This is a genomic window from Streptomyces sp. NBC_00554 (assembly GCF_041431135.1).
Classification (GTDB): Bacteria; Actinomycetota; Actinomycetes; order Streptomycetales; family Streptomycetaceae; genus Streptomyces.
In genome coordinates, this window is record NZ_CP107799.1 from 8,977,609 (window position 1) to 9,002,883 (window position 25,275).

The following is a 25,275-nucleotide window of genomic DNA, read 5'->3' on the forward strand; positions in this document are numbered from 1 at the left end:
AGCCATGGTGCTACGGAGCCGGCCGCTCTACACCCGCACGGCCGCGTCGAGGTCCGCGAAGAGCAGGTCCGCGTTGATCATGGCGCCCGCCCGGTAGCCGCCGCTCGCCGCGTTGACGACCTGTTCCGAGAACCCCATCGCGTTGCCCGCCGCCCACACGCCGGGCACGGTCGTCCGGCCGGTCTCGTCGACCACGGGATACGAGCCGAACGGAGTCTCCCGCAGCTCGGCGCCCAGCCGCTCGAGGAGACCGGTGCGCGGCACCGCGCGGGGCGCGACGAACAGCACCGAGCGGTCGTGCACCGTGCCGTCGCCGAGCCGTACGCCCGTGAGGCGGTCGTCGTCGACGACCAGCCCCGCGACCTCGCCGGGCACCACGGCGACCCCGGGAGCAGCGAGCCGGCGCAGGTCGTCATCGGTCAGCTCGTCCTCGGCGACCGTGTGCAGGAACAGCGTCACGTCCTTCGACCACTGGCTGACCATCAGCGCCTGGTGCACGCTCATGGGGGTGGTGGCCAGCACGCCGAAGGCCTCGTCGCGGACCTCCCAGCCGTGGCAGTACGGGCAGTGCAGCACGTCCCGCCCGAAGCGCTCGGCGACACCGGGAACCGACGGCAGTTCGTCGGCAAGGCCGGTGGCGACGACCAGCCGCCGCGCGTGCACGGTGCGCCCTTCCGCCAGCGTCACGTCGAACTCCCCGGTTCCGTCCGGGACCACGTCCACCGCACGGTCCCGGACCAGGTCGACGCCGTACTGCTCGATCTCCCGGCGCCCCTCGGCGAGGAACTCGGCGGGCGGCATGCCGTCCCGCGTGAGATAGCCCTGCATGTGCGCGGCGGGCGCGTTGCGCGGCTCGCCCCCGTCGACGACCAGGGTGGAGCGCCGGGCGCGCCCCAGGACGAGTGCGGCCGACAGTCCTGCCGCGCCGCCGCCGATGACGATCGCTTCGTACCTCTCGGTCATGGTGACCACCTCCATGAAGAACGTCCCTCGAAGGTGGCAGGATTGACAAATGGCTTTGCCGATTCTGCAATATGGAGATGGTCGGGATGAGCGGCATGAGCGGGATGAGTGATGCGGGCATGAGCGGGACGGGTGATGCGGGCATGAGCGAGGATTCCCAGACGGACTCCCAGGAGGGCTCCCGGCCGGACGACGTCCTGGCCGAGGTCGGGCCGCGGCTGCGGCGGATCAGGAAGGAGCGGGGGGCGACGCTCGCGGGCCTGTCCGAGGCGACCGGTATCTCCGTGAGCACGCTCTCGCGCCTGGAGTCCGGTTTGCGCAAGCCCAGCCTGGAGCTGCTGCTGCCGATCGCCCGAGCCCACCAGGTGGCGCTCGACGAGCTGGTCGGGGCGCCGCCGGTGGGCGATCCGCGCGTCCGCTCCAAGCCGATCGTGCGGCACGGTCGGACGTACTGGCCGCTGACTCGGCAGCCCGGCGGGCTCCAGGCGTTCAAGGTGCTCGAACCCGTGCGCAGGATGGAGCCGGAGCCGCGGACCCATGAGGGCTACGAATGGCTGTATGTGCTCTCCGGGCGGCTGCGGCTGGTGCTCGGCGACCATGACGTCGTGCTCGGTCCGGGGGAGGCGGCGGAGTTCGACACCCGGGTACCGCACTGGTTCGGGTCGACGGGCGAGGGGCCCGCGGAGTTCCTGAGCCTCTTCGGTCCGCAGGGGGAGCGGATGCACGTCAGGGCGCGGCCCACCCGGGCGTGACGGACGCGACTGTTCCCTGATCGGCAAGCGACCGCTTAGTATGCCTGTGAGCCCGGTCAGACGAAGAAGTCCCGTGGAGGCCCCGCATGCAGGCATGGCAAGTGCACCAGAACGGCGAGCCGGGCGAGGTGATGCGCCTCGACGACGTGGAGCGGCCGGTGCCCGCCGAGGGCCAGGTCCTGCTCAAGGTGCGCGCGGCGAACATCAACTTCCCGGACGCGCTGATGTGCCGTGGGCACTACCAGGTCAGGCCGCCGCTGCCGTTCACGCCCGGCGTGGAGATCTGCGGCGAGACCGAGGACGGCCGCCGCGTGCTCGCCAACCCCGCGCTGCCGTACGGCGGTTTCGCCGAGTACGCCGTCGCGGACGGAGCCGCCCTGCTGCCCGCGCCGGACGCCCTCGACGACGCCGAGGCGGCAGCCCTGCACATCGGCTACCAGACGGGCTGGTTCGGTCTGCACCGGCGCGCGGCACTCGAGGCCGGCGAGACCCTGCTCGTGCACGCGGCGGCCGGCGGCGTCGGCAGCGCCGCCGTGCAGCTCGGCAAGGCCGCGGGCGCCACGGTCATCGGCGTCGTGGGCGGGGCCGACAAGGCCGCCGTCGCCCGCGAACTGGGCTGCGACGTCGTCATCGACCGGCGTGCCGAGGACGTCATCGGAGCCGTGAAGGAAGCCACCGGCGGCCGGGGCGCCGACGTGATCTACGACCCCGTCGGCGGTGAGGCCTATACCCAGTCCACCAAGGTCGTCGCCTTCGAGGGCCGGATCGTCGTGGTGGGCTTCGCGAGCGGGTCCATTCCGAGTCCGGCGCTGAACCACGCCCTCGTGAAGAACTACTCGATCCTCGGCCTGCATTGGGGCCTCTACAACACCAAGAACCCGAAGCTGGTCCAGCACTGCCACGAGCGGCTCACCGAGCTGGCCGCGCGGGGCGCGATCAAGCCGTTGGTGAGCGAGCGCGTGCCGCTCGGCGGTGCGGCTGCCGCAGTGCAGCGGGTCGCCGACGGTGTCACGACGGGCCGCGTCGTCGTGGTCCCCGCGCTCGGGAACGGAGAAGCCGTATGACTGACGCCGCCGAACTGCGCCGCCTCACACAGGACTTGCTGGCGGCGCACCCGCCGCTTTCGACCGACCGGCTGGACTTCCTCAAGGCCCGCTTCGACGCCGGACTCGCCTGGGTGCACTACCCCGAGGGCCTCGGCGGACTCGGCGCCCCGCGCTCCCTCCAGGCCGTCGTGGACGCCGAGTTGGAGGCCGCGGGAGCGCCCGACAACGACCCGCGGCGCATCGGCATCGGCCTCGGCATGGCCGCGCCGACGATCCTCGGCTTCGGCACGGAGGAGCAGAAGCGCCGTTTCCTGCGCCCGCTCTGGGTCGGCGAAGAGGTCTGGTGCCAGCTCTTCAGCGAGCCCGGTGCCGGTTCCGACCTCGCGGCACTCGGCACGCGCGCCGTCCGTGACGGCGACAACTGGGTGGTCAACGGCCAGAAGGTGTGGACGTCCAGCGCCCACCTCGCCCGCTGGGCCATCCTCATCGCCCGCACCGACCCGGACGTACCCAAGCACCGCGGCATCACGTACTTCATCTGCGACATGACCGACCCCGGCGTCGAGGTGCGGCCACTGCGCCAGATCACCGGCGAGGCCGAGTTCAACGAGGTCTTCCTCACCGACGTGCGCATCCCGGACGCGCACCGCCTCGGGGAGATCGGCGACGGCTGGCGGGTCGCCCAGACCACGCTCATGAACGAGCGCGTGTCCATCGGCGGCATGCGCATCCCGCGCGAGGGCGGCATGATCGGCCCGGTCTCCAAGACCTGGCGCGAGCGCCCCGAACTGCGCACCCACGACCTGCACCAGCGGCTGCTGAAGCTGTGGGTCGAGGCCGAGGTCGCCCGGCTCACCGGCGAGCGGGTGCGCCAGCAGCTCGTGGCGGGCCAGCCCGGCCCCGAGGGCTCCGGACTGAAGCTCGCCTTCGCCCACCTCAACCAGGAGATCAGCGGCCTGGAGGTCGAACTCCTCGGCGAGGAGGGCCTGTTGTACGAGGACTGGACCATGCGCCGACCGGAGCTGGTCGACTTCACCGGCCGCGACGCCGGCTACCGCTACCTCCGCTCCAAGGGCAACAGCATCGAGGGCGGGACCAGCGAGGTACTGCTGAACATCGTCGCCGAACGCGTGCTGGGCCTGCCCTCCGAGCCGCGCACCGACAAGGACGTCGCATGGAAGGACCTGGCGCGATGAGCGACCTGCTGTATTCGGAGGAGGAAGAGGCGCTGCGGGCAGCCGTTCGCGACCTTCTCACGGACCACTGCGACGCGGCGGGCGTCATCGTGCGGACCGAGTCGGACGCGCCGCACGACCGCGAACTGTGGAAGGCGCTCTCCGACGGGATGGGCCTCGCCGGTCTCCTCGTGCCCGAGTCGCAGGGCGGCCAGGGCGCCACGCACCGCGAAGTCGCCGTGGTTCTGGAGGAGTTGGGCCGAGCGGTTGCACCCGTGCCGTATCTGACGAGCGCTGTCGTCGCGACCGAGGCACTGCTCGCCTGCGAGGGCGATGAGTCCGCGGAACTGCTGGGCGCGCTGGCGTCCGGACGGACGGTGGGTGCGCTCGCCGTCTCCCTGTCCGTCGCACCGGGCGGCGCCTACAAGGACGTACGGCATGAAGACGGGGCCCTGTACGGGGAGTTGACCGGCATCGCAGACGCGGTGGCGGCCGATGTGTTCCTGGTTCCGGCAGCGGACGGCGGTCTCTACGCGGTGGACGCGGACGCCGTCACCGTCACGCCGCAGGTGTCCCTGGACCTCACCCGGCCGGTCGCCACGGTCGCCTTCGACGGAGCGCGAGCCCGTCGTGTGGGCGCTGCAGAACCTGCCGTACGACGGGCTCTGCGCGCCGGTGCCGGACTGCTTGTCTCCGAGCAACTCGGCCTGGCCGACTGGTGTTTGACAGAGACCGTCCGCTATCTGAAGGAGCGGAAGCAGTTCAACCGGCCCGTCGGCGGCTTCCAGGCGCTCAAGCACCGGCTCGCACAACTGTGGCTGGAAGTCGTGCACGCGCGCGCCGCCGCCCGGAACGCCGCCGACGCGCTCGCCACCGGCAGCGAGGACACCGACGTGGCGGTCGCACTCGCCCAGGCGTACGCGGCGCCCGTCGCCGTCCACGCCGCCGAGGAAGCCGTCCAGCTGCACGGCGGCCTGGGCATGACGTGGGAGCACCCCGCCCACCTCTACCTCAAGCGCGCCAAGGCGGACTCGATCGCGTACGGCACGGCGGGCGCGCATCGCGAGGCGCTGGCGGGGCTCGTCGACCTCCAGATGCCCTGACGTAGGCCGTAGTTCCCAACAGGCCCGCCCCCAATTCCGGGGGCGGGCCTTCGTGTACCCCGTCGTGCGGCCTGCGTCTGAACGTACGGCCGACGAGGTGAACGTACGGAGGCAGTCCAGCCAACTCCCCGCACGGGCCTGCTCCTTGGGCGCCGATGGATCGCATACTCGCTGAGGTCCTGTACGGCATTCCAGGGAGGCAGAGCATGGCCCTTACCACCCGACGCAGAGCCCTCACCACCCTCGGCGCCGCCTTCGCGGGCGCCGTCGCGCTGCCCGCAACGTCCGCACTGGCGGGGGAGCAGAAGCACCGCCCGCGCCCGCTGTGGCGCGCCCACGCGCACAACGACTACGACCACCCGCGGCCCCTCTTCGACGCCCTCGACCACCGCTTCGGCAGCGTCGAGGTCGACATCTACCTCGTCGGCGACCAGCTTCTCGTCGCCCACGACCCCGTCGACCTCGACCCGACCCGGACCATCGAATCCCTCTACCTCGACCCCCTCGCCGCCCGCGTGAAGGCCAACCACGGCTCGGTGTACCGGGGTTACCGCACACCCCTGCAACTCCTCATCGACATCAAGACCGAGGGCTCCTCGACGTACCTCGAACTCGACCGCCACCTGCGCCGGTACAAGAACCTCTTCACCACGTACAAGCACGGCCGCGTGTACCCCGGCGCGGTCACCGCCGTGATCTCCGGCGACCGCGCCGCCCGTACGCCCATGGAGGCCCAGACGGTGCGGCGCGCCTTCTACGACGGCCGGCTCGCCGACCTCGGGAGCGCGGCCACCGCCTCCTTCATTCCGCTGATCAGCGACAACTGGACGCTCAACTTCACCTGGCTGGGCACCGGCCCGTTCCCCGCCGCCGAGCGCGAGAAACTGCGTGGCATCATCGCCGCGGCGCACGCGCGCCGGCAGAAGGTGAGGTTCTGGGCGACGCCGGATCTGGCGGGCCCGGCCCGTGACGCCCTGTGGAGCGAACTCCTCGCCGCCGACGTCGACTACTTCAACACCGACGACCTCGCGGGCCTCGAAGCGTTCCTGGACGCGCACTGACCCGCAGCACACACGCACGAGCGACCGCATGACTGGTCGCATTATTGGTCGTAGACACCACACGTTCGGAGGACACGTCAGCCGCCCGGACGAACCCTCTGCTACGCGACACTTGCGGCCGAAAGCCGCGGTGTCGACGTGGCGGAGGAGGTTGACGATGGCCATTTCCATCTCTGTGGTGGTACTGCTCCTGATCCTCGCGGTGATCTTCGTGCGCAACGGCGCACTGAAGCTCTCGCACGCCGTGGTCTGTGTTCTGCTCGGCTTCTATCTGTCGAGCACGAGCATGGCGCCGACCATCCACGACGGGCTCACGGCAACGGCGGACATTGTGAGCAGCCTCAAACCGTGAGCCCCTGCGAGGTCGGTCGATGCCCCTGCGGCTCTATGGCGTCAGGGGCTTGAGAACACGCCGATGCCGTTCGGGACCGGGCGTTCGGCGCCTCCGCTGGGATGGTTGAGGACGCTCACCACGTCGGCCCCCGGCTGCTCGGCGACCATGGTGGTGGAGCCGCCGCCATCGAGGCTGAAGGCGTCGACCGAGCCCAACTTCCGCATGGTGTCCGCGACTTCGGCGATGGTGAGCCCACTGCGGTAAGCGGGCGCGCCGTCGAGGGCGAGAAGCAGTAGACGTCGTCCGCCGTCCGCGATGCCCACGGCGGTCCGTACGGCCGCGGTGGTGTTGTCGAGGCCCGGCAGCGGCAGACCGTCGTCGAGCACCGGATAGCCGCCGAGCGCGAAGCGGTACGGGATCCGGGAGGTTTCCGCCACCAGACGGTGCCGTAGCCGCACCGGCTCGCCCGTCGACAACTTCCGCAACTGCTGGGCGCCCGCCTCGCGGCCCACCAGGACGGTTGTGCCGGAAGCGATGGGACCGCTGCCGGGTGTGTTGGCCGACGACACGACCTGCCCCTTCTTGATCGTCACCTCATAGGTGTCCGTACTACAGGGCGCGGCCCGGTTGGTGTCCGTGCCACATGTGGAGCGCACCCGGGAGACACTTCCCCAGTCCGAGGTGAACGCACCGATCGAACCCACCGGCAGCGCGTACTGGTTGAGCCCGCCGAGCGGCCACTTGCCCTCGGCGCTGCGTACCGAGCCGTCGAGGGCCAGGCTGCCCAGCCGGGCCTTGCGGTCCGGGCCCACGCCGAACACGTCCTTGGTGGTCGTCCCCGGCGGCAGGGCCGGCCCGAAGCGCTGGCCGTTCGGGACCGCCGCCTTCAGCGCGTGCCCGCTCGCGATCGCCGGGCCCACGGTGGCGCCCGTGGCCGCGACCCCTGGATGCTGGGTTTCCGTGATGTTGAAGAAGTCGCCGTTGACGCCCGCGACGGCACCCTGGGCACCGGCCAGCTGGGACACGGGCGCCCGGGATGCGACGGCTCCGGGGTAGAGGAGGTCGACCCGCACATGTGGGTTGCGCATATCGATGGTCAGCACATGTGCGTGCGCCACACCGTTGGCGGCCGGGATGTCCAACTCCTTGTAATGGACGCCGGCTGCGATGCGCGTGACTCTCGGCGCGCCGCTGGCCGGTGCCGCCCCCACAAGGGCGGTACCGGCCAGCGCACTCCATGCCGCGACAACCGTCAGTGCCGTTCTGAACCGTCGGTTACGACGTGCCACCGTGCCCCCTGATGTCTCGTCAACTGTCGGAGAACTCAAGGGGAGTTCATCAGACGGCGGGTGGCCGTGGCAGTGGCTACCCGCCGACCAGACGGGAACGGGTCAGAAAACGCACTCCTTCGGGTGCTTCCAGTGAGAAGCCGCTGCCGCGGCCCGCCACGACATCGACGATCAGCCGCGTGTGGCTCCAGAGTTCGTACTGGTTCTTCGCCATCCAGAACGTCACCGGCTCGTCGACGCCGTCGACGTCCAGCTCGGCCAGCAGGACGTCCGAGCCACCGGTACGGAACTCGCCCTCCGGGTAGCACATGGGCGCGCTGCCGTCACAGCAGCCGCCGGACTGGTGGAACATCAGCGGGCCGTGGACGTCCCGCAGCCGCCGCACCAGTTCGGCGGCCGCGGGGGTCAGCTCCACGCGAGGGGTGGCATCCACCGCGGCGGCTAGAAGAAGCCGAGCTTCTGCGGGGAGTAGCTGACCAGGAGATTCTTGGTCTGCTGATAGTGGTCCAGCATCATCTTGTGGTTCTCACGGCCGATGCCCGACTGCTTGTAGCCGCCGAACGCCGCGTGCGCAGGGTAGGCGTGGTAGCAGTTCGTCCAGACGCGGCCCGCCTGGATGGCACGGCCGGCTCGGTAGGCGGTGTTGATGTCGCGCGTCCACACGCCGGCCCCGAGCCCGTACAGCGTGTCGTTGGCGATCTTGATGGCGTCGTCGAAGTCGTCGAACGACGTGACCGAGACGACCGGACCGAAGATCTCCTCCTGGAAGATCCGCATCCGGTTGTCGCCCTCGAAGATCGTCGGCTGGACGTAGTAACCGCCCTTCTGCTCTCCGTCGTACTCGACGCGCTCGCCGCCGGTGAGCACCTTGGCGCCTTCCTGCCGGCCGATGTCGAGATAGGAGAGGATCTTCTCCAGCTGGTCGTTGGAGGCCTGCGCACCGATCATCGTGTCGGTGTCGAGCGGATGCCCCGGCTTGATGAGTTCGGTGCGGGCGACCGCCGCCTCCAGGAACTCCCGGTAGTTTCCGCGCTGGATTAGCGCCCGGGACGGACAGGTGCACACCTCGCCCTGGTTGAGCGCGAACATCGTGAAGCCTTCGAGGGCCTTGTCGCGGAAGTCGTCGTCCCTTGCCCAGACGTCGTCGAAGAAGATGTTCGGCGACTTGCCGCCCAGCTCCAGCGTGACCGGCTTGATGTTCTCCGAGGCGTACTGCATGATCAGCCGCCCCGTCGTGGTCTCGCCGGTGAACGCGACCTTCGCCACGCGCGAACTGGACGCGAGCGGCTTGCCCGCCTCCACGCCGAAGCCGTTGACGATGTTCACCACACCGGGCGGCAGCAGGTCGGAGATCAGGCTCATCCAGTAGTGGATGGACGCGGGGGTCTGCTCGGCGGGCTTGATGACGACCGCGTTGCCGGCGGCGAGGGCCGGGGCGAGCTTCCAGACCGCCATCAGGATCGGGAAGTTCCACGGGATGATCTGCGCGACGACGCCGAGCGGCTCGTGGAAGTGGTACGCGACGGTGTCGTCGTCCAACTCGCCGACCGAACCCTCCTGGGCGCGGATCGCCCCCGCGAAGTAGCGGAAGTGGTCGATGGCGAGCGGGATGTCGGCGGCCAGGGTCTCGCGTACGGGCTTGCCGTTCTCCCAGCTCTCGGCTACCGCCAGCTTCTCCAGGTTCGCCTCCATCCGGTCGGCGATCTTCAGCAGGATGTCACTGCGCGCGGTGGTCGAGGTGCGCCCCCAGGCGGGTGCGGCCGCGTGTGCCGCGTCGAGGGCGCGCTCCACGTCCTCCGCGGTGCCCCGCGCGATCTCGGTGAAGGGCTGCCCGTTCACCGGACTCGGGTTCTCGAAGTACTGCCCGCGGGCCGGCGGAACGTACTCTCCGCCGATGAAGTGGTCGTAGCGAGCCTGGTAGGAGACGATCGCGCCATCAGTGCCGGGCGCCGTGTAACGGGTCATGCGGGTCTGCCTCCCGGAGAAGCGCTGCCCGCCGTTGGGCAGCTCTCGCCGCGAGGCTAGGAGCGGGGACGTTGCAAGTACGTTGCGGACGTTCGCGGCTCCCTCTGGGCTGCTCGTCGCGTCCATGGCGGGTGCGCCATGCGTGTCAGGGGTGCCGACAGCTCGGACTCCAGCGCACTCAGGCGTGCTCGCACGACCGCTGTGGGTCGTACGGCCGCCAGCGCCCGCCATACGTCGAGGTCGTCCTCGCCCCACGGCGCGCGGGACCACTCCGCCAACAGGTCGGGATCGCGGCGGGCGATGAGCGCCGCACGCAGCCCGTCGGCGACCCTGCGCCGCAACCGCACCACCGCCGGGGCCTCCGACCCCGGCAGCAACGGACCCGCGTACGCCGACGCGGCGGCCGTCACCGCGCCGGTACCGAGCCGCCGCTCGACTACCGCGACGTCGGACTCGACCGGCGCCGTGAGCCGGTACGGGCGCGAGTCCAGCAGTCCCGGGCCCAGCAGCCGGCGCAGCCGGGTGAGTTCGGCGCGCAGGGTCACCGGCGTCACCGACTCGTCCTCGTACAACGCGCACAGCAACTCGTCGCCCGTCAGCCCTTCCGGGTGCCGGGTCAGCAGCACCAGGATCTCGCTGTGCCTGCGACTGAGCCTGATCTTCCGGCCGCCCGCGACCAGTTGAGCCTCGTCGCGCCCCAGCGCGGACAGTTCGATGGTGTCGCCGGTGGCCTTCGGCGGTGCGAGCAGCGCCAACTGGGACTCCGCCGCCCGCGCCACCGCCTGGACGAAACCGAGACTGTGCGGATGGGCGAGCCCGTCTCCGCCGGTGATGTCGACCGCGCCGAGTACTCGCCCGGTGCGCGGATCGTGCACCGGCGCCGCCGCGCATGTCCAAGGCTGGACGCGGCGGATGAAATGCTCGGCCGCGAACACCTGCACCGGCCGGTCCAAGGCGACCGCCGTGCCGGGCGCGTTCGTCCCGACCGAGGTCTCCGACCAGCGCGCACCCGGCACGAAGTTCATCCGCCCCGCCTGCCGCCGTGTCGCCGGATGGCCCTCGACCCACAGCAGCCTGCCCTGGGCGTCGCACACCGCCAGCAGATGCTCCCCGTCCGCCGCGAACGTCCCCATGAGCTCACGGAACAGCGGCATCACCCGGGCCAGCGGATGTTCCGCCCGGTACGAACCGAGATCACCGTCCGTGAGCTCCACGCTCGCGGTGCCGTCCGGTATGACCCCGGCCCGCGCCGAACGCCGCCACGAATCGGCCACCACCGAGCGGACCGGCCGCGGCATCGTGCCCGCCTCGGTGAACGCCTTGTGGGCGCGGCGCAGGATCCGCACCCGCTCGACGGGATCGGCGCCCGGTTCCAGGGCCACCCATGGATCGGTCAACTCGGCCTCCCGGAAGGCGATGCGGCTGGGACCCATCGTCACTCCCGGTGCGGGCCCGGACAAGCGCTCAGGCGAAGTTGACGAGCCTGATGAAGCGCGTCCAGTCCCAGTTCGGCCCCGGATCGGTGTGGTCGGTGCCCGGCACCTCGTAGTGGCCGATGATGTGCGCGCGGTCCTTGGAGATGCCGTATCTGGTGCAGATCGCTGCGGTGAGCTTGGCCGACTCCTCGTAAAGGGCGTTGGTGAAGTAGGCGGGCTGGTCCACCCAGCCCTCGTGCTCGATACCGATGCTGCGCGTGTTGTAGTCCCAGTTCCCCGCGTGCCAGGCGACGTCGCGCTCTCTCACGCACTGCGCCACATGCCCGTCGGCCGATCGCACGAGGTAGTGGGCGGACACCTTCTTCTGCGGGTTCTGGAAGATGGACAGGGTGTCGGAGTAGTTCTCCTGTGTGACGTGGATGACCACGTAGTCGAGCGGATAACTCGTCGGCCGACTGGACGCCGTGTAGTTGGACGTGGTCGCCGGAGTCCATTCGGCGAGCGGGTAGTCGACGGCCGAGGCCTGTGCCGTGGCCCGTGCGTCGGGGAGTAACGCGTAGGGGAGGGCGGCGAGGGCGGCGCCCTTCAGGAGACGTCGTCGACTGGGGAACGATCTGGCCCGTTCCATGGGGGATCTGCCTTTCGGTGGTGGCGGAGCGAATGCCGGGGGTCCGTTGGCTCACAACCCGAGTGCCGCGGCCCTTCCGCGGAGCTCTGTGTGCAGCCCGCGGTATGTCTCACGTGCGGGCAGCCATTCCTTGCGGAGCTTGGCGACGCATGTGTAGTTGGTGTCGCAGACGTTGGCGAGCGGCGACTCGACCGCCTGGGTCGCGAACTGGTACGCGTCCAGCTCACTGAATCCGTAGTCGCGCACCAGCCATCGCACCAGGTCGAGCTGGGATATCCGGAACGCGTCCTCCAGCGGGCGTGCCGACCCGGTCGAGATGATGTGAGTGTCGGATTCGATGCGCGGCCAGGGGGTGGCGATCCCCTTGAGCAGTTCGACGATCACCACCGTGTTCATCGCGCACTCGACGGCGACTCCGCAGGTCTCGCCCTCGCCCTGCCGCGCGTGCCCGTCTCCGAGGCTCAACAGGGCGCCCTCGACGTTCACTCCGAGATAGCAGGTGACGCCGGCCCGCATCTCCGGAGTGTCCATGTTCCCGCCGTGCGCGTCGGGCACCAGCGCGGAGCGCACCTCCAGGTTCGCGGGCGCCACACCGACGGTTCCGTGCATCGGGTCCATGGGCAGCTCGATCTGGATGTCACTCTCACGCGCGCGGAACAACGCCGTGCGCCGCTCCCGGTCGAGCTGCCAGATCCACACGGTCTCCGGCAGCGGCGGCTGCAGAGTGGCCGTGGTGTGTGTGGAGGTGAGCGCGCCGAAGAGGGGGACCGTCGTCGACGCCGCCCAGTCGCGGGCCGGTTCGATCGACACGAAGTGCACCGCGACCGTGTCGCCCGGTTCCGCTCCCTCCACGTGGAAGGGTCCCGTCTGCGGGTTGAGGAAGGGGAACTCGCAGACCTCGGACACCAGGTCCTCCTCGGACCGCACCCGGCCGGCGAAGCAGTCTTCCGTGTACAGGTCGAGGACGGTGCCGGGCGTGATGCGCGCGACGGGCGGCGCGCCGCCGAACGTCCACGCGTACTCGCCCGGTTCGGGCCGCACGGTCAGGATTCGGGGGTCGCTCATGTCTGCACAGCTCCGCTCTGCCAAGGGTGCGTTGGTGCCGGACACACTGCCATCGGTCCGACGGCCGTGCCTCGCGTGAATCACGGTACGGCGCTTGTCGGTTGAGCAGGGAAGACGCGCATGAATCAGTGGACAGGCGCGAGGTTGTGGACAACTCGGTCACCCGAAAGGGGGTACTGGTGTTCAGCGGCGCACGTCCTGACGTGTGCCGGCCGCGGCAGCGCCTACGCCGAGCACCGTTGCCCGCGCCACGACGACTGCCCTGCCACCGTCCCACCGTCCGTGATGCGACGGCTCGCGTCACGAACGCGACCGCCCCCGCTGCGACTGCCCGCGCGACAACCGCCCCCGCCCCGCTATGACCGTTCCGCCACCGCCGCGGGATCGTCGAGCACCGCCCGTACCACCGAGTGCGCCGCGCCCAGCAGCGGTCCCTCCGGCCCCAGCCGCGAGACCGACACGGCACAGGCGGGGCCCGCCGTGCGCCGCGCCAACTCGCGCTCCAGCGTCGGCAGCAGCCACGGCGCGAGGCCGGACAGTGCTCCGCCCAGCACGACAGTCTCCGGATCCAGCAGGTTGACCGCCCCGGTCAGCGCGATGCCGAGTGCGGTCCCGGCTCCGCGCAGCGCGCGTCTTACGTCCGCGTCGCCCTGGGCGGCAAGCGCGGCGAGGAGACCCACCCGGTCCGCGCCCGGTTCCAGGCCGGCGGCACGCATGACGGCCTCCTCACCCGCGTACTGCTCGAGGCAGCCGCGTCCACCGCACGGGCACTGCGGCCCCTCCGGCCGGACCGGCACATGCCCCAACTCGCCCGCGAAACCGCGCGTTCCGCGCAGCAGCCGCCCGTCCACGAGCACCGCCGCGCCGATGCCGATCTCCGCCGACACATGCAGAAAGTCGCGCGGAGTCGCGTCGCCCAGCCAGAGTTCCGCGAGGCCGCCGAAGTTGGCCTCGTTGTCGACGGTCAGCGGCAGGTCCCCGGGCAGCAGCGCGCCGAGGTCCGTGTCGTGCCAGTCGAGGTTGGGGGCGCGGACCACGGTCCGGGCGTCCCGCGCCACCAGACCGGGCACGGCGACAGCGAGGCCGGCGGGCCACAGACCCTCCCGCTCAGCCTCGGCTATGACCTGGCGGATCAGCGAGGTCAGTTCCGCGATCACGGGCTCGGGCGCCCGGCCGCGGTTCGTCCCATGCCGTACGGCACGTGCCCGCACCTCACCGCGCAGATCGACCGCGCACACCGCGAGATGATCGACGCCCACCTCCGCGCCGATCCCCGCGGGACCGTGGCCGCTGACGGCGAGCGCCGAGCCGGGTCGCCCCACCCGCCCCGGCCGCTCGGGTCCCAGCTCATCGAGGAGCCCCGAGCGGATCAGCTCGTCCACCAGCGTCGAGACGGCCGCCCGCGTCAGCCCGATGCGTGAGGCGACCGCGGCACGCGACAGCGGCCCCTCGGCGTTGACCGTGTGCATGACCCGGGAGAGGTTGCGGCGGCGCATGCCCTGCTGGGTGTCGGGCAGGCGGCCGGAACCGGTCGGATGAGCCTCGTGCAGCGGTGCGGTCATGCCTCCGTCAGTCCTCGTCCGGCCGGTCCCCAGCCATGTCGTCGGGGCGGTCCTCGTCAGTGCTTGTCCGGCTCCCGCTCCAGCAGCGGGGCCGCGTCGGAGAGTACCCCGGCGATCCTCGCGAGCGTCTCCTCGTCCCGCTCCACGGTGTCGAACACGGGCCCACGGGCCGTGTTCCAGCGGCGGGCGACCGCGGCCGGGTCCTCACCGGTCAACAGGCCGGCCGCCTGAGCGGCGGCGCCAAGGGCGACCAGTTCCTTGGCCTCCGGTACTTGAACGGGCCGCCCCGACAGACGGCGTACGGTCTGCTGCCAGGCCGCGCCCTTGGCGCCACCTCCGATGAGCAGCAGCGGCACGGAGCGGTCGGCGTCCGCGTCGAGCACCAGGTCGAGGGCGCCCAGCAAGGAGTGGACCGCGCCGTCGTACGCCGCCTGGAGCAGCTGTCCGCCGGTCGTGTCGTGTCGGAGGCCGTGCAGCAGCCCCGAGGCGTGCGGCAGGTTCGGGGTGCGCTCACCGTCCAGGTAGGGGAGCAGCGTCACGCCATTACTGGGTTCGACGGCCTCGCGGTCGAGGCCGAGCAGCGCGGCGACGCGGTCCACGGCGAGCGTGCAGTTCAGCGTGCAGGCCAGCGGGAGCCAGTCGCCGCGTGCGTCGGCGAAGCCCGCCACGGTGCCGGTCGGATCGGCGGGGTGCCTCGTCGAGACGGCGTACACCGTGCCGGAGGTGCCGAGGCTCAGCACCGGAGTGCCGGGGCGCAGCCCGAGCCCGAGCGCGGCGGCCGCGTTGTCACCGGTGCCGGCGGCGACCAGCGTGCCCCTGGAGAAGGGCAGCTCACCCCTGGAGTGCACGGTTCCGGCCACCTCGCCGGGCCGGACGACGCGGGGGAGCAGGGCAGGGTCGAGGCCGACGTGGGCGAGGATCTCGTCGTCGTACGCCTCTGTCCCGGATGCCCACCAGCCCGTACCGGAGGCGTCGCCGCGGTCGGTGGTGCCCTGTCCCGTGAGGCGTTCGGTGAGGTAGTCGTGGGGCAGGCGCACGGCCGCGGTCGCGTGGACGGCGGCGGGTTCGTTCTCGGCCAGCCAGGCCCATTTCGTGACCGTGAAGGAGGCACCCGGCACGCTGCCGGTGCGCTCGGCCCAGGTCTTCGGGCCGCCCAGCTCCGCGACCAGCCGGCGGGCCTGCGGCGCCGACCGTACGTCGTTCCACAGCAGGGCCGGGCGTACGGGCTCGCCCTGGGCGTCGAGCGTGACCAGCCCGTGCTGCTGGCCGCCGATCGACACCGCCGCGGCTTCGCGCGCCGCGTCGCCGCACTGGTGCAGCGCCTCACAGAGCGCGTCCCACCATTGCCGTGGGTCACTCTCGCGGCCCGATCCGGTGGTGACGGTGTGCGGCGCCTGTCCGCTCGCCACCACCTGTCCGGTCGACGCGTCGACGACCAGGGCCTTGGTGGACTGGGTGGACGAGTCCACCCCGACGACGAGCGGACCCTCGGCTGCTGACATCGGGTTCTCCCTCTTCCGCGGCTCCGCGGGATCGGCCTGTTTTCGGGTGCTCCGGACCACTGTGGCCCGGGTTTCGCACCTTGTGCTTGTGCTGAGACACCTTGTCTCTTCCCAGAGACGCCTCCGCATACTAATTTGTTAAGCGCCATGACGAAATAGTCGGCGCAAGCTGAGGAGCCGCGATATGAACTACCAGCCCACCCCCGAGGACAGGTTCACCTTCGGCCTGTGGACCGTCGGCTGGCAGGGAAGGGACCCGTTCGGCGACGCCACCCGGCGCGCCCTGGACCCGGTCGAGTCGGTGCAGCGCCTGGCCGAGCTCGGCGCCTACGGAGTGACCTTCCACGACGACGACCTGATCCCCTTCGGGTCCTCGGACAGCGAGCGCGAGTCCCACATCAAGCGGTTCAGGCAGGCCCTCGACGCGAGCGGCATGAAGGTGCCGATGGCCACCACGAACCTCTTCACGCACCCCGTCTTCAAGGACGGAGCGTTCACCGCCAACGACCGCGACGTACGCCGCTACGCCCTGCGCAAGACGATCCGCAACATCGACCTGGCCGTCGAACTGGGTGCCCAGACGTATGTCGCCTGGGGCGGCCGTGAGGGCGCCGAGTCCGGCGCGGCCAAGGACGTACGCGTGGCCCTTGACCGCATGAAGGAGGCCTTCGATCTTCTCGGCGAGTACGTGATCGACCAGGGGTACGACCTGAAGTTCGCGATCGAGCCGAAGCCGAACGAGCCGCGCGGCGACATCCTGCTGCCCACGGTCGGCCATGCCCTGGCGTTCATCGAGCGCCTGGCGCGTCCTGAGCTGTACGGCGTCAACCCCGAGGTCGGGCACGAGCAGATGGCCGGGCTGAACTTCACCCACGGCATCGCGCAGGCCCTGTGGGCGGGCAAGCTATTCCACATCGACCTCAACGGCCAGTCCGGCATCAAGTACGACCAGGACCTGCGCTTCGGGGCGGGCGATCTGCGCTCCGCGTTCTGGCTGGTCGACCTCCTGGAGAGTGCCGGTTACGCGGGGCCGAAGCACTTCGACTTCAAGCCGCCGCGGACCGAGGACCTCGACGGCGTATGGGCGTCGGCTACGGGCTGCATGCGCAACTACCTGATCCTGCGCGAGCGCACGGCTGCCTTCCGTGCCGACCCCGAGGTCCAGGACGCGCTGCGCGCCTCGCGCCTGGACGAGCTGGCGCAGCCCACCGCCGCGGACGGCATCAAGGGGCTGCTCGCGGACCGCGCGTCCTTCGAGGACTTCGACGTGGAGGCGGCCGCCGCGCGCGGGATGGCCTTCGAGCATCTGGACCAGTTGGCCATGGACCACCTGCTGGGTGCGCGAGGCTGAACCGCGGGGAGAGCGGGGCCGCATCCTGGTGGGTGCGGGCCCCCGCTTCCTTCTGCTGATCTCCGCGCGTGCTGATCTCTGCGCGTGATCTCTGCGCGCAATTCTCCGGAATCGTGCGATCCATGGCATGGGTCCGTATCAACTTCCGCACAGGGGTCGCCTCATGACCGGTTCGAGGCGACTCTTGACGGTATGGCCATGCCGCCCTTACCGCCCCAGCCTCCTCGGCCGCCGGGAGAAACACCGCCCCCCGGAGGCGGTGGTTTCGGCCCACCGTCGTCAGGAGGCTACGGGCCTCCACCCGCCGGCTCCGGCGGCTATGGCCCGCCTCCAGGTGACTCCGGCGGCTACGGTCCGCCTTCGGAGGGTGGCAGTTGGCCGCCCGGACAGGGTGGGAGCGGCTGGCAGCCACCACAACCGCCCGGGTCACCAGGTGGGTCCGGCGGTCATCGTGGAGGGCGCCGCCGCAACTTGCTGTTCCTCCTGCTTGCCGTGATCGTGGGCGTCGGAATCATCATCGCCGTGGCGTTGGTGGCCACTGGTGGTGATGGCGATCAGGACAAGAAGTCACCCACCGAGAGCAGCGGGAGCACGGGGTCGCCCACTCCGTCGTTCAGCATCCCGTCCGAGCTGCCCAGCGAGCTGCCGTCGCTACCCTCGGAGCTGCCCAGCGAACTGCCGTCCCTGCCTTCGGAGCTGCCGAGCGGCCTGGAGTCGCTCATTCCGAGCCTGGCGGACGACGAAGTGCCGTTCTACTTGCTGAGGACAGGCGATTGTTTCGACACGAACGACAGCCTGCCCGGGCAGGCCGCCAAGCGCTCCTGCGGCACACCGCATGACGCCGAGGTCGTGAAGGTGGCTGAGCTCAACGGCAGTTACACGACGGAGGCCGCGCTCAAGAAGGCCGCGTCGGCCCTGTGCGAAGCCCCTCTGGAACGCAAGGCGGCCCAGCAGCCCACGGGCACCGTACGCGGCACCCTCGTGCAGTACCCGGACCCCGGCGGCTACGAGATCGGCATAGACAACGTCGCCTGCAGCCTGGCCGCCGACATCGGCAGCGGCACCCACAAGCTCACCAAGCCGCTGGCGTGAGCGGCACGCGTGCGTGGCCGTTGTTCATGGCTCACGCGCGCGTGCCGCACGAAAACGGCTCTCTGGAGGTCAGATACCGCGAGGCAGCCGCACGTAGGTGACGGTCGTCTCGATTCCGCTGTCCACCAGTCGGCCCTGCGCGTTGAACGCGCCCGTCCCGTCCGTCATCCCGAAGTCGTTGTCGTTGATGAGGGCGAGCGTGTTGTCGTTCACGCGTGCGACGCCCTCGATCTTGCCGGGCACTCCGTCGACCGTGCCGAGGTCCACGACCAGGCTCTTGCGCAGCACCGGGACGCCGGAGGCCGCCGGGTCGTCGAGCTGCTCCAGGGAGGGGGACGTCGTGTCGCTGTCCCACGGGCCGCCGAGGATGTTCGCGCTGCTGGTGAGTTTGACCGTCTGCAGGCGCGCCGCCTTGTCGGTGCGCTCCTCGACGAGCAGCTTGTCGCGGCCGACGGCCACCACGGAGGAGATCTTCAGCTCGGAGGTGTCGTCCTCGCTCGGGTCGACCACGTTCACCGGGTCGAAGCGGTACGCGTACTCGGCGGTGACGGCCCGCTTCTTCGGCGAGAAGCGCATCAGCCGCGTCGTGAGCGAGGCGTCCCCCGAGTCGCCGTCCGGCAGGGAGAGCGGGCTCTGGACGGCCACCACCAGGTCACCGCCGGGGAGCAGGGCGAGCCCCTCGAAGCCACGGTTGATCTTCCGGTGCAGCAGAACGGACGGGAGCGCTTCGACCACCGGGTAGTCCGTGCCGGTCAGATTCAGCCCCTTGGGCACGTAGCGCGTAAGCACCTTCCCGCGCGCGGAGACATGGATCAGCGAGGGGCCGTACTCGTCGACGAGCCAGAACGTGCCGTCCTCGGCCCGCACGATGCCCTCGGTGTCGACACCGTTCGGGTTGTACGAGAGCGGGGTCTGCGCGTCATAGGAGTACGGCGCTTCGTCGCGCCCCGCCTGGTTGGGCAACCCGGTGACCGGCTTCCCGCCGGACGTGGTGATCGGGATCGCGTCGAGCACCTTCACTGTGTCACCCGAGACCCGGATCTTCACGATGGCAGGGTCGAAGCCGGGCACCGGGAACGTGCGGCGCTTCGTGCCGGCCACCTTGATCTGGCCGTTGGGCCCGCGGTCGGTGACCGTCCAGAACTCGCCCTTGCGCCCGGCAGGGTAGATGTCGCTGCCGATGCCACCGAGGTCCACACCTCGGTCGTCAGTGACGGTGCCGGGCAGTAGCGCGTTGCTGAACGTGCCCAGCGGGATGTCACCGAGCGTCGCGGTACGCGTCACCCTCGGCTGCGACGGGTAGCCCTCCGCGCTCGCCGTACCGGCCACCACGAGGGCGGCCACCACAGCGAGCGGCAGGCCCGTGGCGACGGATCGGTGGACGCGGCGCCGGCCGACGGCGTGCGGGGACATCTGGCCTCCTGGGGCACAAGTTCGGTGACAGCGGCCACAGTTCGCCCCGGCACCGAACGCCGCGTGACCCCAGGGTGAACATGGCGCGTCAACCAGTCATCGGGTCGCCGCTCGGGTCCCCTTCCATCAGGGCAAGAGCCGTCGCGGGATCCCCGGCAGCCGGTCCCGCGGGGCTCCACCGACCCCGCTCCTTGCGGTAGGGCCACCACCGTCCGTCGCGCCCCAGCCGCAACTGCGTCGCCGCCGCGACCGTGGTCCAGCGGTTGCGCGCGGCATGCAACCGCGGCCGCTCGCCCTCGTCCCAGGCCGACTCCAGGGCGGCACGCGCGCGTGCGAGCGATTCGGCCTCCACGGTCCAGTCGTCCTCAAGGACGGACAGTGCGGCGACACCCCCGTACCGCCAGGCCCGTACCGCGAGTTCCAGCTCCTCGCGGTCGCGACCCGAGCCGTCGGCGAGCCGCTGGGCGATCGCTCTCTCCGGGCGGCCGGCGGCCAGCCGCACCGCATCCTGGGCGAGCGTCAGTTCCGCCTCGACAGCCTGCTGTCCGTGCCCGGAACGGAGCGCCTCGGCGAGCAGCAGATACGCCTCGCCCGCGGTCGCGGCTGCCAGGAACTCCAAGGCAGCCGGGTCGACTTCGGCCGGCGGAGCGGCCTCCGTGTCCAGGGAAGGCGACTGCCCCGGCCTTTCGGGCAACACCGGAAGGGGCGGCAGCGGCGGAAGGATGCCTCCGACCGCGTACGCCTCGGTGGCGTCCACGCCCTCCAGGGGGAGGTCCGGCGCTTCCGTGGGCTGTGCGAGGGCGCTGCCGCGCGCCTGAAGCTCGTCCAGCAGGGTGCGTTCGTCCCGCCCCCGCATCAGCAGCAGAACGAACGGATCCTGGTCCAGCAGCCGCGCCGTCTGGTAGCAGAGCGCGGCCGTGTGCCCGCAGTGGTCCCAGGCGCCGCAGCCGCACTCCGCCTCCAGATCGCCGAGTCCCGGCAGGAGTTCGACACCGGCGGCCGCCGCGTCCTCGACCAGGTGCGGCGGCATGTCGCGGTCGAGGAGCGCGGCGATGTGCCCGGCGCGTTCGACGGCCATGCCGAGGAAGCGGTCCCACTGATCCTCGGACAGCTCCTGAAGCAGCACGTCCGCCCGGTGCGCGGTGCCGTCGCGGTCCTGTACGACGGCCGTGATGCGCCCCGGACGCACCGAGACGGCGCCCACCGCACCCCCGCGCGCGAGCCTGCGTCCCGTCTTCACCGGCTCTGAGTCCAACGCCGCGTCCTCCAGGGCCTGCAGCCAGGCCCGGCCCCACCAGGTCTGCGCGAAACCCCGCCCGGGCGCGGGCGGCAGCGCGGCAAACGTGCGCTCCTTGTTCCGATCCGTCATCGTGTGCCCCCTCGCAGCTCCACCAGGTCGGCCAGTTCGGCATCGGTCAGCTCCGTGAGCGCCGCCTCCCCGGCCCCGAGCACCGCGTCCGCCAACTGCTGCTTGCGCCGCAGCATGTCGGCGATCCGGTCCTCGATGGTCCCCTCCGTGATGAACCGGTGCACCTGCACGGGCCGGCTCTGCCCGATGCGGTACGCGCGGTCCGTGGCCTGCGCCTCGACGGCTGGGTTCCACCAGCGGTCGTAGTGCACGACATGCTCGGCCCGCGTCAGGTTCAGCCCCGTCCCCGCCGCCTTCAACGACAGCAAGAAGACAGGGATTTCGCCCTCCTGGAAGCGGTCCACCATCGCCTCACGCTCGTTGATGGGAGTCCCTCCGTGCAGGAACTGGGTCGACACTCCGCGCGCTGCCAAGTGACTCTCGATGAGACGCGCCATCCGCACGTACTGCGTGAAGACCAGAACGCTCGCCCCCTCGGAGAGGATGGTGTCCAGCAGTTCGTCGAGCAGCTCCAGCTTCCCGGACCTGCCCGGGATCTTCGGCCGGTCCTCCTTGAGGAACTGCGCCGGGTGGTTGCAGATCTGCTTCAGTCCGGTCAGCAGCTTCACGATCAGTCCGCGCCGCGCCATGCTGTCCGCGCCCGAGATCTCCGCGAGCGTCTCGCGCACCATGGCCTCGTACAGCCCCGCCTGTTCCTTGGTGAGCGACACGGCACGGTCGGTCTCGGTCTTCGGCGGCAACTCGGGCGCGATGCCCGGGTCCGACTTGCGGCGGCGCAGCAGGAACGGTCGTACGAGCTGGGCGAGCCGCTCTGCCGCCGCGGGGTCCTGGCCGCCCTCGACGGCCTGCGCGTACCGCGTACGGAACGTGCCGAGCCTGCCGAGCAGTCCGGGAGTCGTCCAGTCGAGGATCGCCCACAGCTCCGAGAGGTTGTTCTCCACCGGGGTGCCGGTGAGCGCCACACGCGCGCGTGCGCCGATCGTGCGCAGTGCCCGTGCCGTCGCCGAGTAGGGGTTCTTCACGTGCTGGGCTTCGTCGGCGACGACCATGCCCCACGTCACCTCGGTGAGCCGTGGCGCGTCGAGCCGCATCGTGCCGTACGTCGTGAGGACGAACTCCCCGCCGGCCAGGCCCTCCAGGCTGCGCCGAGAGCCGTGGAAACGCCGTACGGGGATGCCGGGGGCGAACTTCTCGATCTCCCGCTGCCAGTTGCCCATCAGGGAGGCCGGGCAGACCACGAGTGTGGGGCCCGCGGCCGAATCGTCGCTCTGCCGGTGCAGATGCAGGGCGATCAGCGTGATCGTCTTGCCCAGGCCCATGTCGTCGGCGAGACAGCCGCCCAGTCCCAAAGAGGTCATCCGGGCGAGCCAGTTGAGCCCCCGCAGCTGATAGTCCCGCAGCGTCGCGGCGAGCGCCGCGGGCTGCCCGACCGGCTCCTGCGACTCCGGGTCCGCCAGCCGCTCGCGCAGCGTCGCCAGCCACCCCGTGGGCCGTACGTCGACCCGGAGGCCGTCGACCTCCGTCGAGCCCGTCAGGGCGGCACTCAGCGCGTCGATGGGTGTGACCTTGCGGTCCTGCTGGGCCTGGGCGCGGCGCACCTCCTGCGGGTCGACCAGCACCCACTGGTCGCGCAGCCGCACCATGGGCCGGTTCGCTTCGGCGAGCCGGTCCAGTTCCTGCCGGGTGAGCTGCTGATCGCCCAGCGCGAACCACCAGTTGAAGGCGAGCAGCGCGTCTGCCGAAAGGAACGAGGGCGTGTCCGACGAGGCCTTGACCGGGCCCTTGTCCTCGTCCGGCGGACCGATGACCGCGCGTGCGGTCAACTTCTGTGCCAGCTCCTTCGGCCAGTGCACGTCGACGCCCGCGAACGCCAGCATGCGGGCGCCTTCGCCGAGTAGTTCAGTGACCTCCTCGTCGGCGAGTTCGACGGCGTCCGGCACGGCTGCCGAGAGCAGGGGAGTCAGCGGGGCCCAGGCCCGGACCGCGCGGCGCAGTGCGAGCAAGGCGTCCATCCGCGCGCGCGGGCCGAAGGCCGAGGACCCGGCCCAGACGGCGGATGCGTCCGCGACGAGGGTCGGATCGCTCACGCTGTGCACCTGCAGCACCACGTGGAACTGCAGGCGGGTCTCGTCCGACACGGCCGACGCGAGTCCCGGTACCTCGACGCGCAGGGAGATCCGTACGTCCGCGTCGTGCCCCGCGGCGATGTCCGCGGCCCAGGCGCGCTTTTCGGGCACGTGCTGCGGCTCCGGCGCGGCGAAGGCCCGACCGCCCGCCACGAGCGCCGCCGCGGGCGAGCGGGGCAGTGCGTCGGCGACCGCGTCGAGGAAGGCCCGCAACAGCCGCTCCGGATCGGGCAGCCTCAGCGGTCCGGCTCCGTCCAACGGCACCGCGTGCGCCTGGGGCGGCATCGCGGCGGCCAGCTCACGGATCCGCTCCAGGTCGTCCGCCGACAGCGGGCCTGCGCGCCACGCGTCGTGGTCGTCGGGGGTCAGTCCGGGCAACAGCAGTCCGCGCGCGGCGAACTGGAGGGCCAGCACGGCGGCCGCGCCCCAGAACGAGGTCGCCCGGTGAGCCTGCGCGGCGGCACGCGCGCGTGTGAGCACCGGCAGCGCGGCGCGCACGGGAAGGAGCACGGCGGGCACGGTCACGAGGTCGACGCCCTCACCCGCGGGCAGGACGACGGCCAGATCCTCGGCGGAGCCGGACGCCACCACGGGAGGAGCGTCGCCGTCCGGGTGCCAGAAGGCGACGCAGCCGGTGCGGGACGGATCGGCGGGCACGAACACGGCACAGCAGCGGGCCAGTTCAGCGATCTCGGTGGGAGTTGCAGCAGGAATCCTCTGCACAGCGATGATGCATTCCTCAAATTTGACTACCGGGGGCCGGTCGCCGAGGGTACAGCACTCCGGGCGACGGGCGAGCACGGTGGAGTCGTGGCGTGGGTCACTACATGCCAGGGGGTGTAGGCAACCCCCCTGACGTGCGGGGGAGACCCCCGCACCAACCCGGGTGGTGGCGCCATGGTCGCCGATGGTCACCGATTCGTACGTTTCATCAGGTCAACCCGTTTCTCCAGAGACCGGAGACCCGCCATGCCCCAGCTTGCCGCAGCCGTCGCGGAACATCCGCCCGGGACGGCCCCGGGAAGTGACTTCGCGCCCCTCCTGCGAGCCGTCAAGGGCGAGGGCCTACTGAAGCGGCGCCATGGCTGGTATGCGCTCACGATCACCGTCAACGCGCTGTCCCTGGCCACCGTCGTCACCGCTGTCGTCCTGACCGGCAACTCCTGGTGGACGTTGCTCCTCGCTCCGCTCCTGGCCGTCCTCTCGGCCCGGACGGCGTTCATAGGCCACGACGCGGGCCACTCCCAGATCACCGGCAACAAGCCCGCCGGACGTCTGATCGGCCTGCTCCACGGCAATCTGCTGCTGGGGATGAGCTACTCCTGGTGGAACGACAAGCACAACCGCCACCACGCCAACCCGAACCACATCGACAAGGACCCGGACGTCGTCGCCGACATCCTGGTCTTCACGAGCGAGCAGGCCCGGGGGAGGGCCGGTTTCCGGCGCTGGCTGACTCGTAACCAGGCCTGGCTCTTCTTTCCGCTCACCCTTCTCGAAGGCGTCGCCCTGAAGGTGCACGGTTTCCAGGACCTTCGTCGGCAGCCGCCGCGTGAGCGGACCGTGGAAGCACTGCTGCTGGTGATCCACGTCGTCGCGTACGCGGCCCTGCTGCTCACCTCCATGTCCCTGGGCAAGGCGCTCGCCTTCGCCGCCCTCCACCAAGCACTGTTCGGTCTGCACCTGGGCATGGCCTTCGCGCCCAACCACAAGGGCATGGAGATGCCCGACCCGGAGGGCAATCGCTGGGGACATCTGCACCGTCAGGTGCTCACCTCGCGCAATGTCCGCGGTGCCGTCCTGACGGACTGGTTTCTCGGTGGCCTCAATTATCAGATCGAGCACCATCTGTTCCCCAGCATGCCCCGCCCCCATCTGCGACTCGCGCAGCCGCTGGTGCGCGCACACTGCCGAGACTTGGGTATCCCCTATGTGGAGACCGGGCTCGTCGACTCCTACCGGCAGGCCCTGGGCCACATGCACGAGGTCGGAGAACCTCTCAGGGTTGGCTAGGGGTCAGGCCTCAGGGTCGTATCAGGGTCT

The 25,275-nt window shown here is 70.7% G+C and carries 21 protein-coding genes; 9 read left to right on the top strand and 12 right to left on the bottom strand.

What is annotated here, in order from left to right; genetic code table 11:
• Window positions 1–27: 27 nt before the first annotated feature.
• Window positions 28–963, bottom strand: coding sequence for an NAD(P)/FAD-dependent oxidoreductase (locus OG266_RS39865; protein ID WP_371551789.1), 936 nt, complete (start codon window positions 961–963; stop codon window positions 28–30).
• A gap of 143 nt (window positions 964–1,106) precedes the next feature.
• Between OG266_RS39865 and OG266_RS39870 the strand changes: the two genes are divergently transcribed.
• From OG266_RS39870 to OG266_RS39895, 6 genes are all read left to right on the top strand, one after another.
• A complete protein-coding gene (locus tag OG266_RS39870) occupies window positions 1,107–1,715 on the top strand; it encodes a helix-turn-helix domain-containing protein (protein ID WP_371551791.1) in 609 nt (202 codons plus the stop codon).
• Between the two features lie 86 nt (window positions 1,716–1,801).
• On the top strand, window positions 1,802–2,779 hold the full coding sequence (locus OG266_RS39875; protein ID WP_266468574.1) for an NADPH:quinone oxidoreductase family protein: 978 nt from the start codon (window positions 1,802–1,804) through the stop codon (window positions 2,777–2,779).
• Complete coding sequence (locus tag OG266_RS39880; RefSeq protein WP_371551794.1) at window positions 2,776–3,957, top strand: acyl-CoA dehydrogenase family protein; 1,182 nt, start codon at window positions 2,776–2,778, stop codon at window positions 3,955–3,957. Before OG266_RS39875 ends, OG266_RS39880 begins: the two co-directional genes overlap by 4 nt.
• The gene (locus OG266_RS39885) at window positions 3,954–5,039 is read left to right on the top strand and encodes an acyl-CoA dehydrogenase family protein (protein ID WP_371551796.1); all 1,086 of its coding nucleotides are present in this window, start codon (window positions 3,954–3,956) and stop codon (window positions 5,037–5,039) included. The genes OG266_RS39880 and OG266_RS39885 overlap by 4 nt, the downstream gene beginning before the upstream one ends.
• Window positions 5,040–5,245: 206 nt before the next feature.
• Window positions 5,246–6,100: a phosphatidylinositol-specific phospholipase C/glycerophosphodiester phosphodiesterase family protein gene (locus tag OG266_RS39890; protein WP_266468582.1), complete on the top strand. Its 855-nt coding sequence runs from the start codon at window positions 5,246–5,248 to the stop codon at window positions 6,098–6,100.
• A gap of 157 nt (window positions 6,101–6,257) precedes the next feature.
• Entirely contained in the window at window positions 6,258–6,452 is a 195-nt protein-coding gene (locus tag OG266_RS39895; protein WP_266468584.1) for a hypothetical protein, read from the top strand.
• A 41-nt stretch (window positions 6,453–6,493) separates the two neighbouring features.
• Here the strand turns inward: OG266_RS39895 and OG266_RS39900 are convergent, their stop codons facing one another.
• From OG266_RS39900 to xylB, 8 genes are all read right to left on the bottom strand, one after another.
• Window positions 6,494–7,723 carry a phosphodiester glycosidase family protein gene (locus OG266_RS39900; RefSeq protein WP_371551799.1) on the bottom strand — a complete coding sequence of 410 codons (1,230 nt, stop codon included), beginning with the start codon at window positions 7,721–7,723 and terminating at the stop codon, window positions 6,494–6,496.
• 76 nt (window positions 7,724–7,799) lie between these two features.
• A complete protein-coding gene (locus tag OG266_RS39905; RefSeq protein WP_266468589.1) occupies window positions 7,800–8,156 on the bottom strand; it encodes a DUF779 domain-containing protein in 357 nt (118 codons plus the stop codon).
• Window positions 8,157–8,164: 8 nt separating this feature from the next.
• Complete coding sequence (locus tag OG266_RS39910) at window positions 8,165–9,688, bottom strand: aldehyde dehydrogenase family protein (RefSeq protein WP_266468593.1); 1,524 nt, start codon at window positions 9,686–9,688, stop codon at window positions 8,165–8,167.
• 56 nt (window positions 9,689–9,744) lie between these two features.
• Complete coding sequence (locus tag OG266_RS39915) at window positions 9,745–11,121, bottom strand: GAF domain-containing protein (RefSeq protein WP_371551802.1); 1,377 nt, start codon at window positions 11,119–11,121, stop codon at window positions 9,745–9,747.
• Between the two features lie 31 nt (window positions 11,122–11,152).
• Window positions 11,153–11,752, bottom strand: coding sequence for an N-acetylmuramoyl-L-alanine amidase (locus OG266_RS39920; RefSeq protein WP_371551804.1), 600 nt, complete (start codon window positions 11,750–11,752; stop codon window positions 11,153–11,155).
• A gap of 51 nt (window positions 11,753–11,803) precedes the next feature.
• Entirely contained in the window at window positions 11,804–12,817 is a 1,014-nt protein-coding gene (locus tag OG266_RS39925) for an acetamidase/formamidase family protein (protein WP_371551806.1), read from the bottom strand.
• 356 nt (window positions 12,818–13,173) lie between these two features.
• Complete coding sequence (locus tag OG266_RS39930) at window positions 13,174–14,379, bottom strand: ROK family protein (RefSeq protein WP_371551807.1); 1,206 nt, start codon at window positions 14,377–14,379, stop codon at window positions 13,174–13,176.
• A 56-nt stretch (window positions 14,380–14,435) separates the two neighbouring features.
• Complete coding sequence (gene xylB / locus OG266_RS39935; RefSeq protein ID WP_371551809.1) at window positions 14,436–15,881, bottom strand: xylulokinase; 1,446 nt, start codon at window positions 15,879–15,881, stop codon at window positions 14,436–14,438.
• A 184-nt stretch (window positions 15,882–16,065) separates the two neighbouring features.
• Between xylB and xylA the strand changes: the two genes are divergently transcribed.
• Entirely contained in the window at window positions 16,066–17,232 is a 1,167-nt protein-coding gene (gene xylA / locus OG266_RS39940; RefSeq protein ID WP_266468609.1) for a xylose isomerase, read from the top strand.
• Window positions 17,233–17,703: 471 nt separating this feature from the next.
• Window positions 17,704–18,324, top strand: a complete 621-nt coding sequence (locus OG266_RS39945) for a hypothetical protein (RefSeq protein ID WP_371551811.1) — start codon at window positions 17,704–17,706, stop codon at window positions 18,322–18,324.
• A gap of 69 nt (window positions 18,325–18,393) precedes the next feature.
• Here OG266_RS39945 and OG266_RS39950 read toward each other — a convergent pair whose 3' ends face one another.
• The 3 genes from OG266_RS39950 to OG266_RS39960 form a co-directional block, all read right to left on the bottom strand.
• Entirely contained in the window at window positions 18,394–19,737 is a 1,344-nt protein-coding gene (locus OG266_RS39950; RefSeq protein ID WP_371551813.1) for an esterase-like activity of phytase family protein, read from the bottom strand.
• Window positions 19,738–19,825: 88 nt separating this feature from the next.
• Window positions 19,826–21,106, bottom strand: coding sequence for an SWF or SNF family helicase (locus tag OG266_RS39955; protein ID WP_371551814.1), 1,281 nt, complete (start codon window positions 21,104–21,106; stop codon window positions 19,826–19,828).
• Complete coding sequence (locus OG266_RS39960) at window positions 21,103–23,955, bottom strand: DEAD/DEAH box helicase (RefSeq protein ID WP_371551816.1); 2,853 nt, start codon at window positions 23,953–23,955, stop codon at window positions 21,103–21,105. The genes OG266_RS39955 and OG266_RS39960 overlap by 4 nt, the downstream gene beginning before the upstream one ends.
• A gap of 246 nt (window positions 23,956–24,201) precedes the next feature.
• Between OG266_RS39960 and OG266_RS39965 the strand changes: the two genes are divergently transcribed.
• On the top strand, window positions 24,202–25,245 hold the full coding sequence (locus OG266_RS39965; RefSeq protein ID WP_371551818.1) for a fatty acid desaturase: 1,044 nt from the start codon (window positions 24,202–24,204) through the stop codon (window positions 25,243–25,245).
• The last annotated feature ends 30 nt before the right edge of the window (window positions 25,246–25,275 follow it).

Coding starts and splice junctions, on each gene's coding strand:
- OG266_RS39910 (WP_266468593.1), bottom strand. CDS start 9,688: ATGACCCGTTACACGGCGCCCGGCACTGATGGCGCGATCGTCTCCTAC.
- OG266_RS39920 (WP_371551804.1), bottom strand. CDS start 11,752: ATGGAACGGGCCAGATCGTTCCCCAGTCGACGACGTCTCCTGAAGGGC.
- OG266_RS39870 (WP_371551791.1), top strand. CDS start 1,107: ATGAGCGAGGATTCCCAGACGGACTCCCAGGAGGGCTCCCGGCCGGAC.
- OG266_RS39890 (WP_266468582.1), top strand. CDS start 5,246: ATGGCCCTTACCACCCGACGCAGAGCCCTCACCACCCTCGGCGCCGCC.
- OG266_RS39875 (WP_266468574.1), top strand. CDS start 1,802: ATGCAGGCATGGCAAGTGCACCAGAACGGCGAGCCGGGCGAGGTGATG.
- OG266_RS39950 (WP_371551813.1), bottom strand. CDS start 19,737: ATGTCCCCGCACGCCGTCGGCCGGCGCCGCGTCCACCGATCCGTCGCC.
- OG266_RS39925 (WP_371551806.1), bottom strand. CDS start 12,817: ATGAGCGACCCCCGAATCCTGACCGTGCGGCCCGAACCGGGCGAGTAC.
- xylA (WP_266468609.1), top strand. CDS start 16,066: ATGAACTACCAGCCCACCCCCGAGGACAGGTTCACCTTCGGCCTGTGG.
- OG266_RS39955 (WP_371551814.1), bottom strand. CDS start 21,106: ATGACGGATCGGAACAAGGAGCGCACGTTTGCCGCGCTGCCGCCCGCG.
- xylB (WP_371551809.1), bottom strand. CDS start 15,881: ATGTCAGCAGCCGAGGGTCCGCTCGTCGTCGGGGTGGACTCGTCCACC.
- OG266_RS39895 (WP_266468584.1), top strand. CDS start 6,258: ATGGCCATTTCCATCTCTGTGGTGGTACTGCTCCTGATCCTCGCGGTG.
- OG266_RS39915 (WP_371551802.1), bottom strand. CDS start 11,121: ATGGGTCCCAGCCGCATCGCCTTCCGGGAGGCCGAGTTGACCGATCCA.
- OG266_RS39880 (WP_371551794.1), top strand. CDS start 2,776: ATGACTGACGCCGCCGAACTGCGCCGCCTCACACAGGACTTGCTGGCG.
- OG266_RS39965 (WP_371551818.1), top strand. CDS start 24,202: ATGCCCCAGCTTGCCGCAGCCGTCGCGGAACATCCGCCCGGGACGGCC.
- OG266_RS39865 (WP_371551789.1), bottom strand. CDS start 963: ATGACCGAGAGGTACGAAGCGATCGTCATCGGCGGCGGCGCGGCAGGA.
- OG266_RS39885 (WP_371551796.1), top strand. CDS start 3,954: ATGAGCGACCTGCTGTATTCGGAGGAGGAAGAGGCGCTGCGGGCAGCC.
- OG266_RS39930 (WP_371551807.1), bottom strand. CDS start 14,379: ATGACCGCACCGCTGCACGAGGCTCATCCGACCGGTTCCGGCCGCCTG.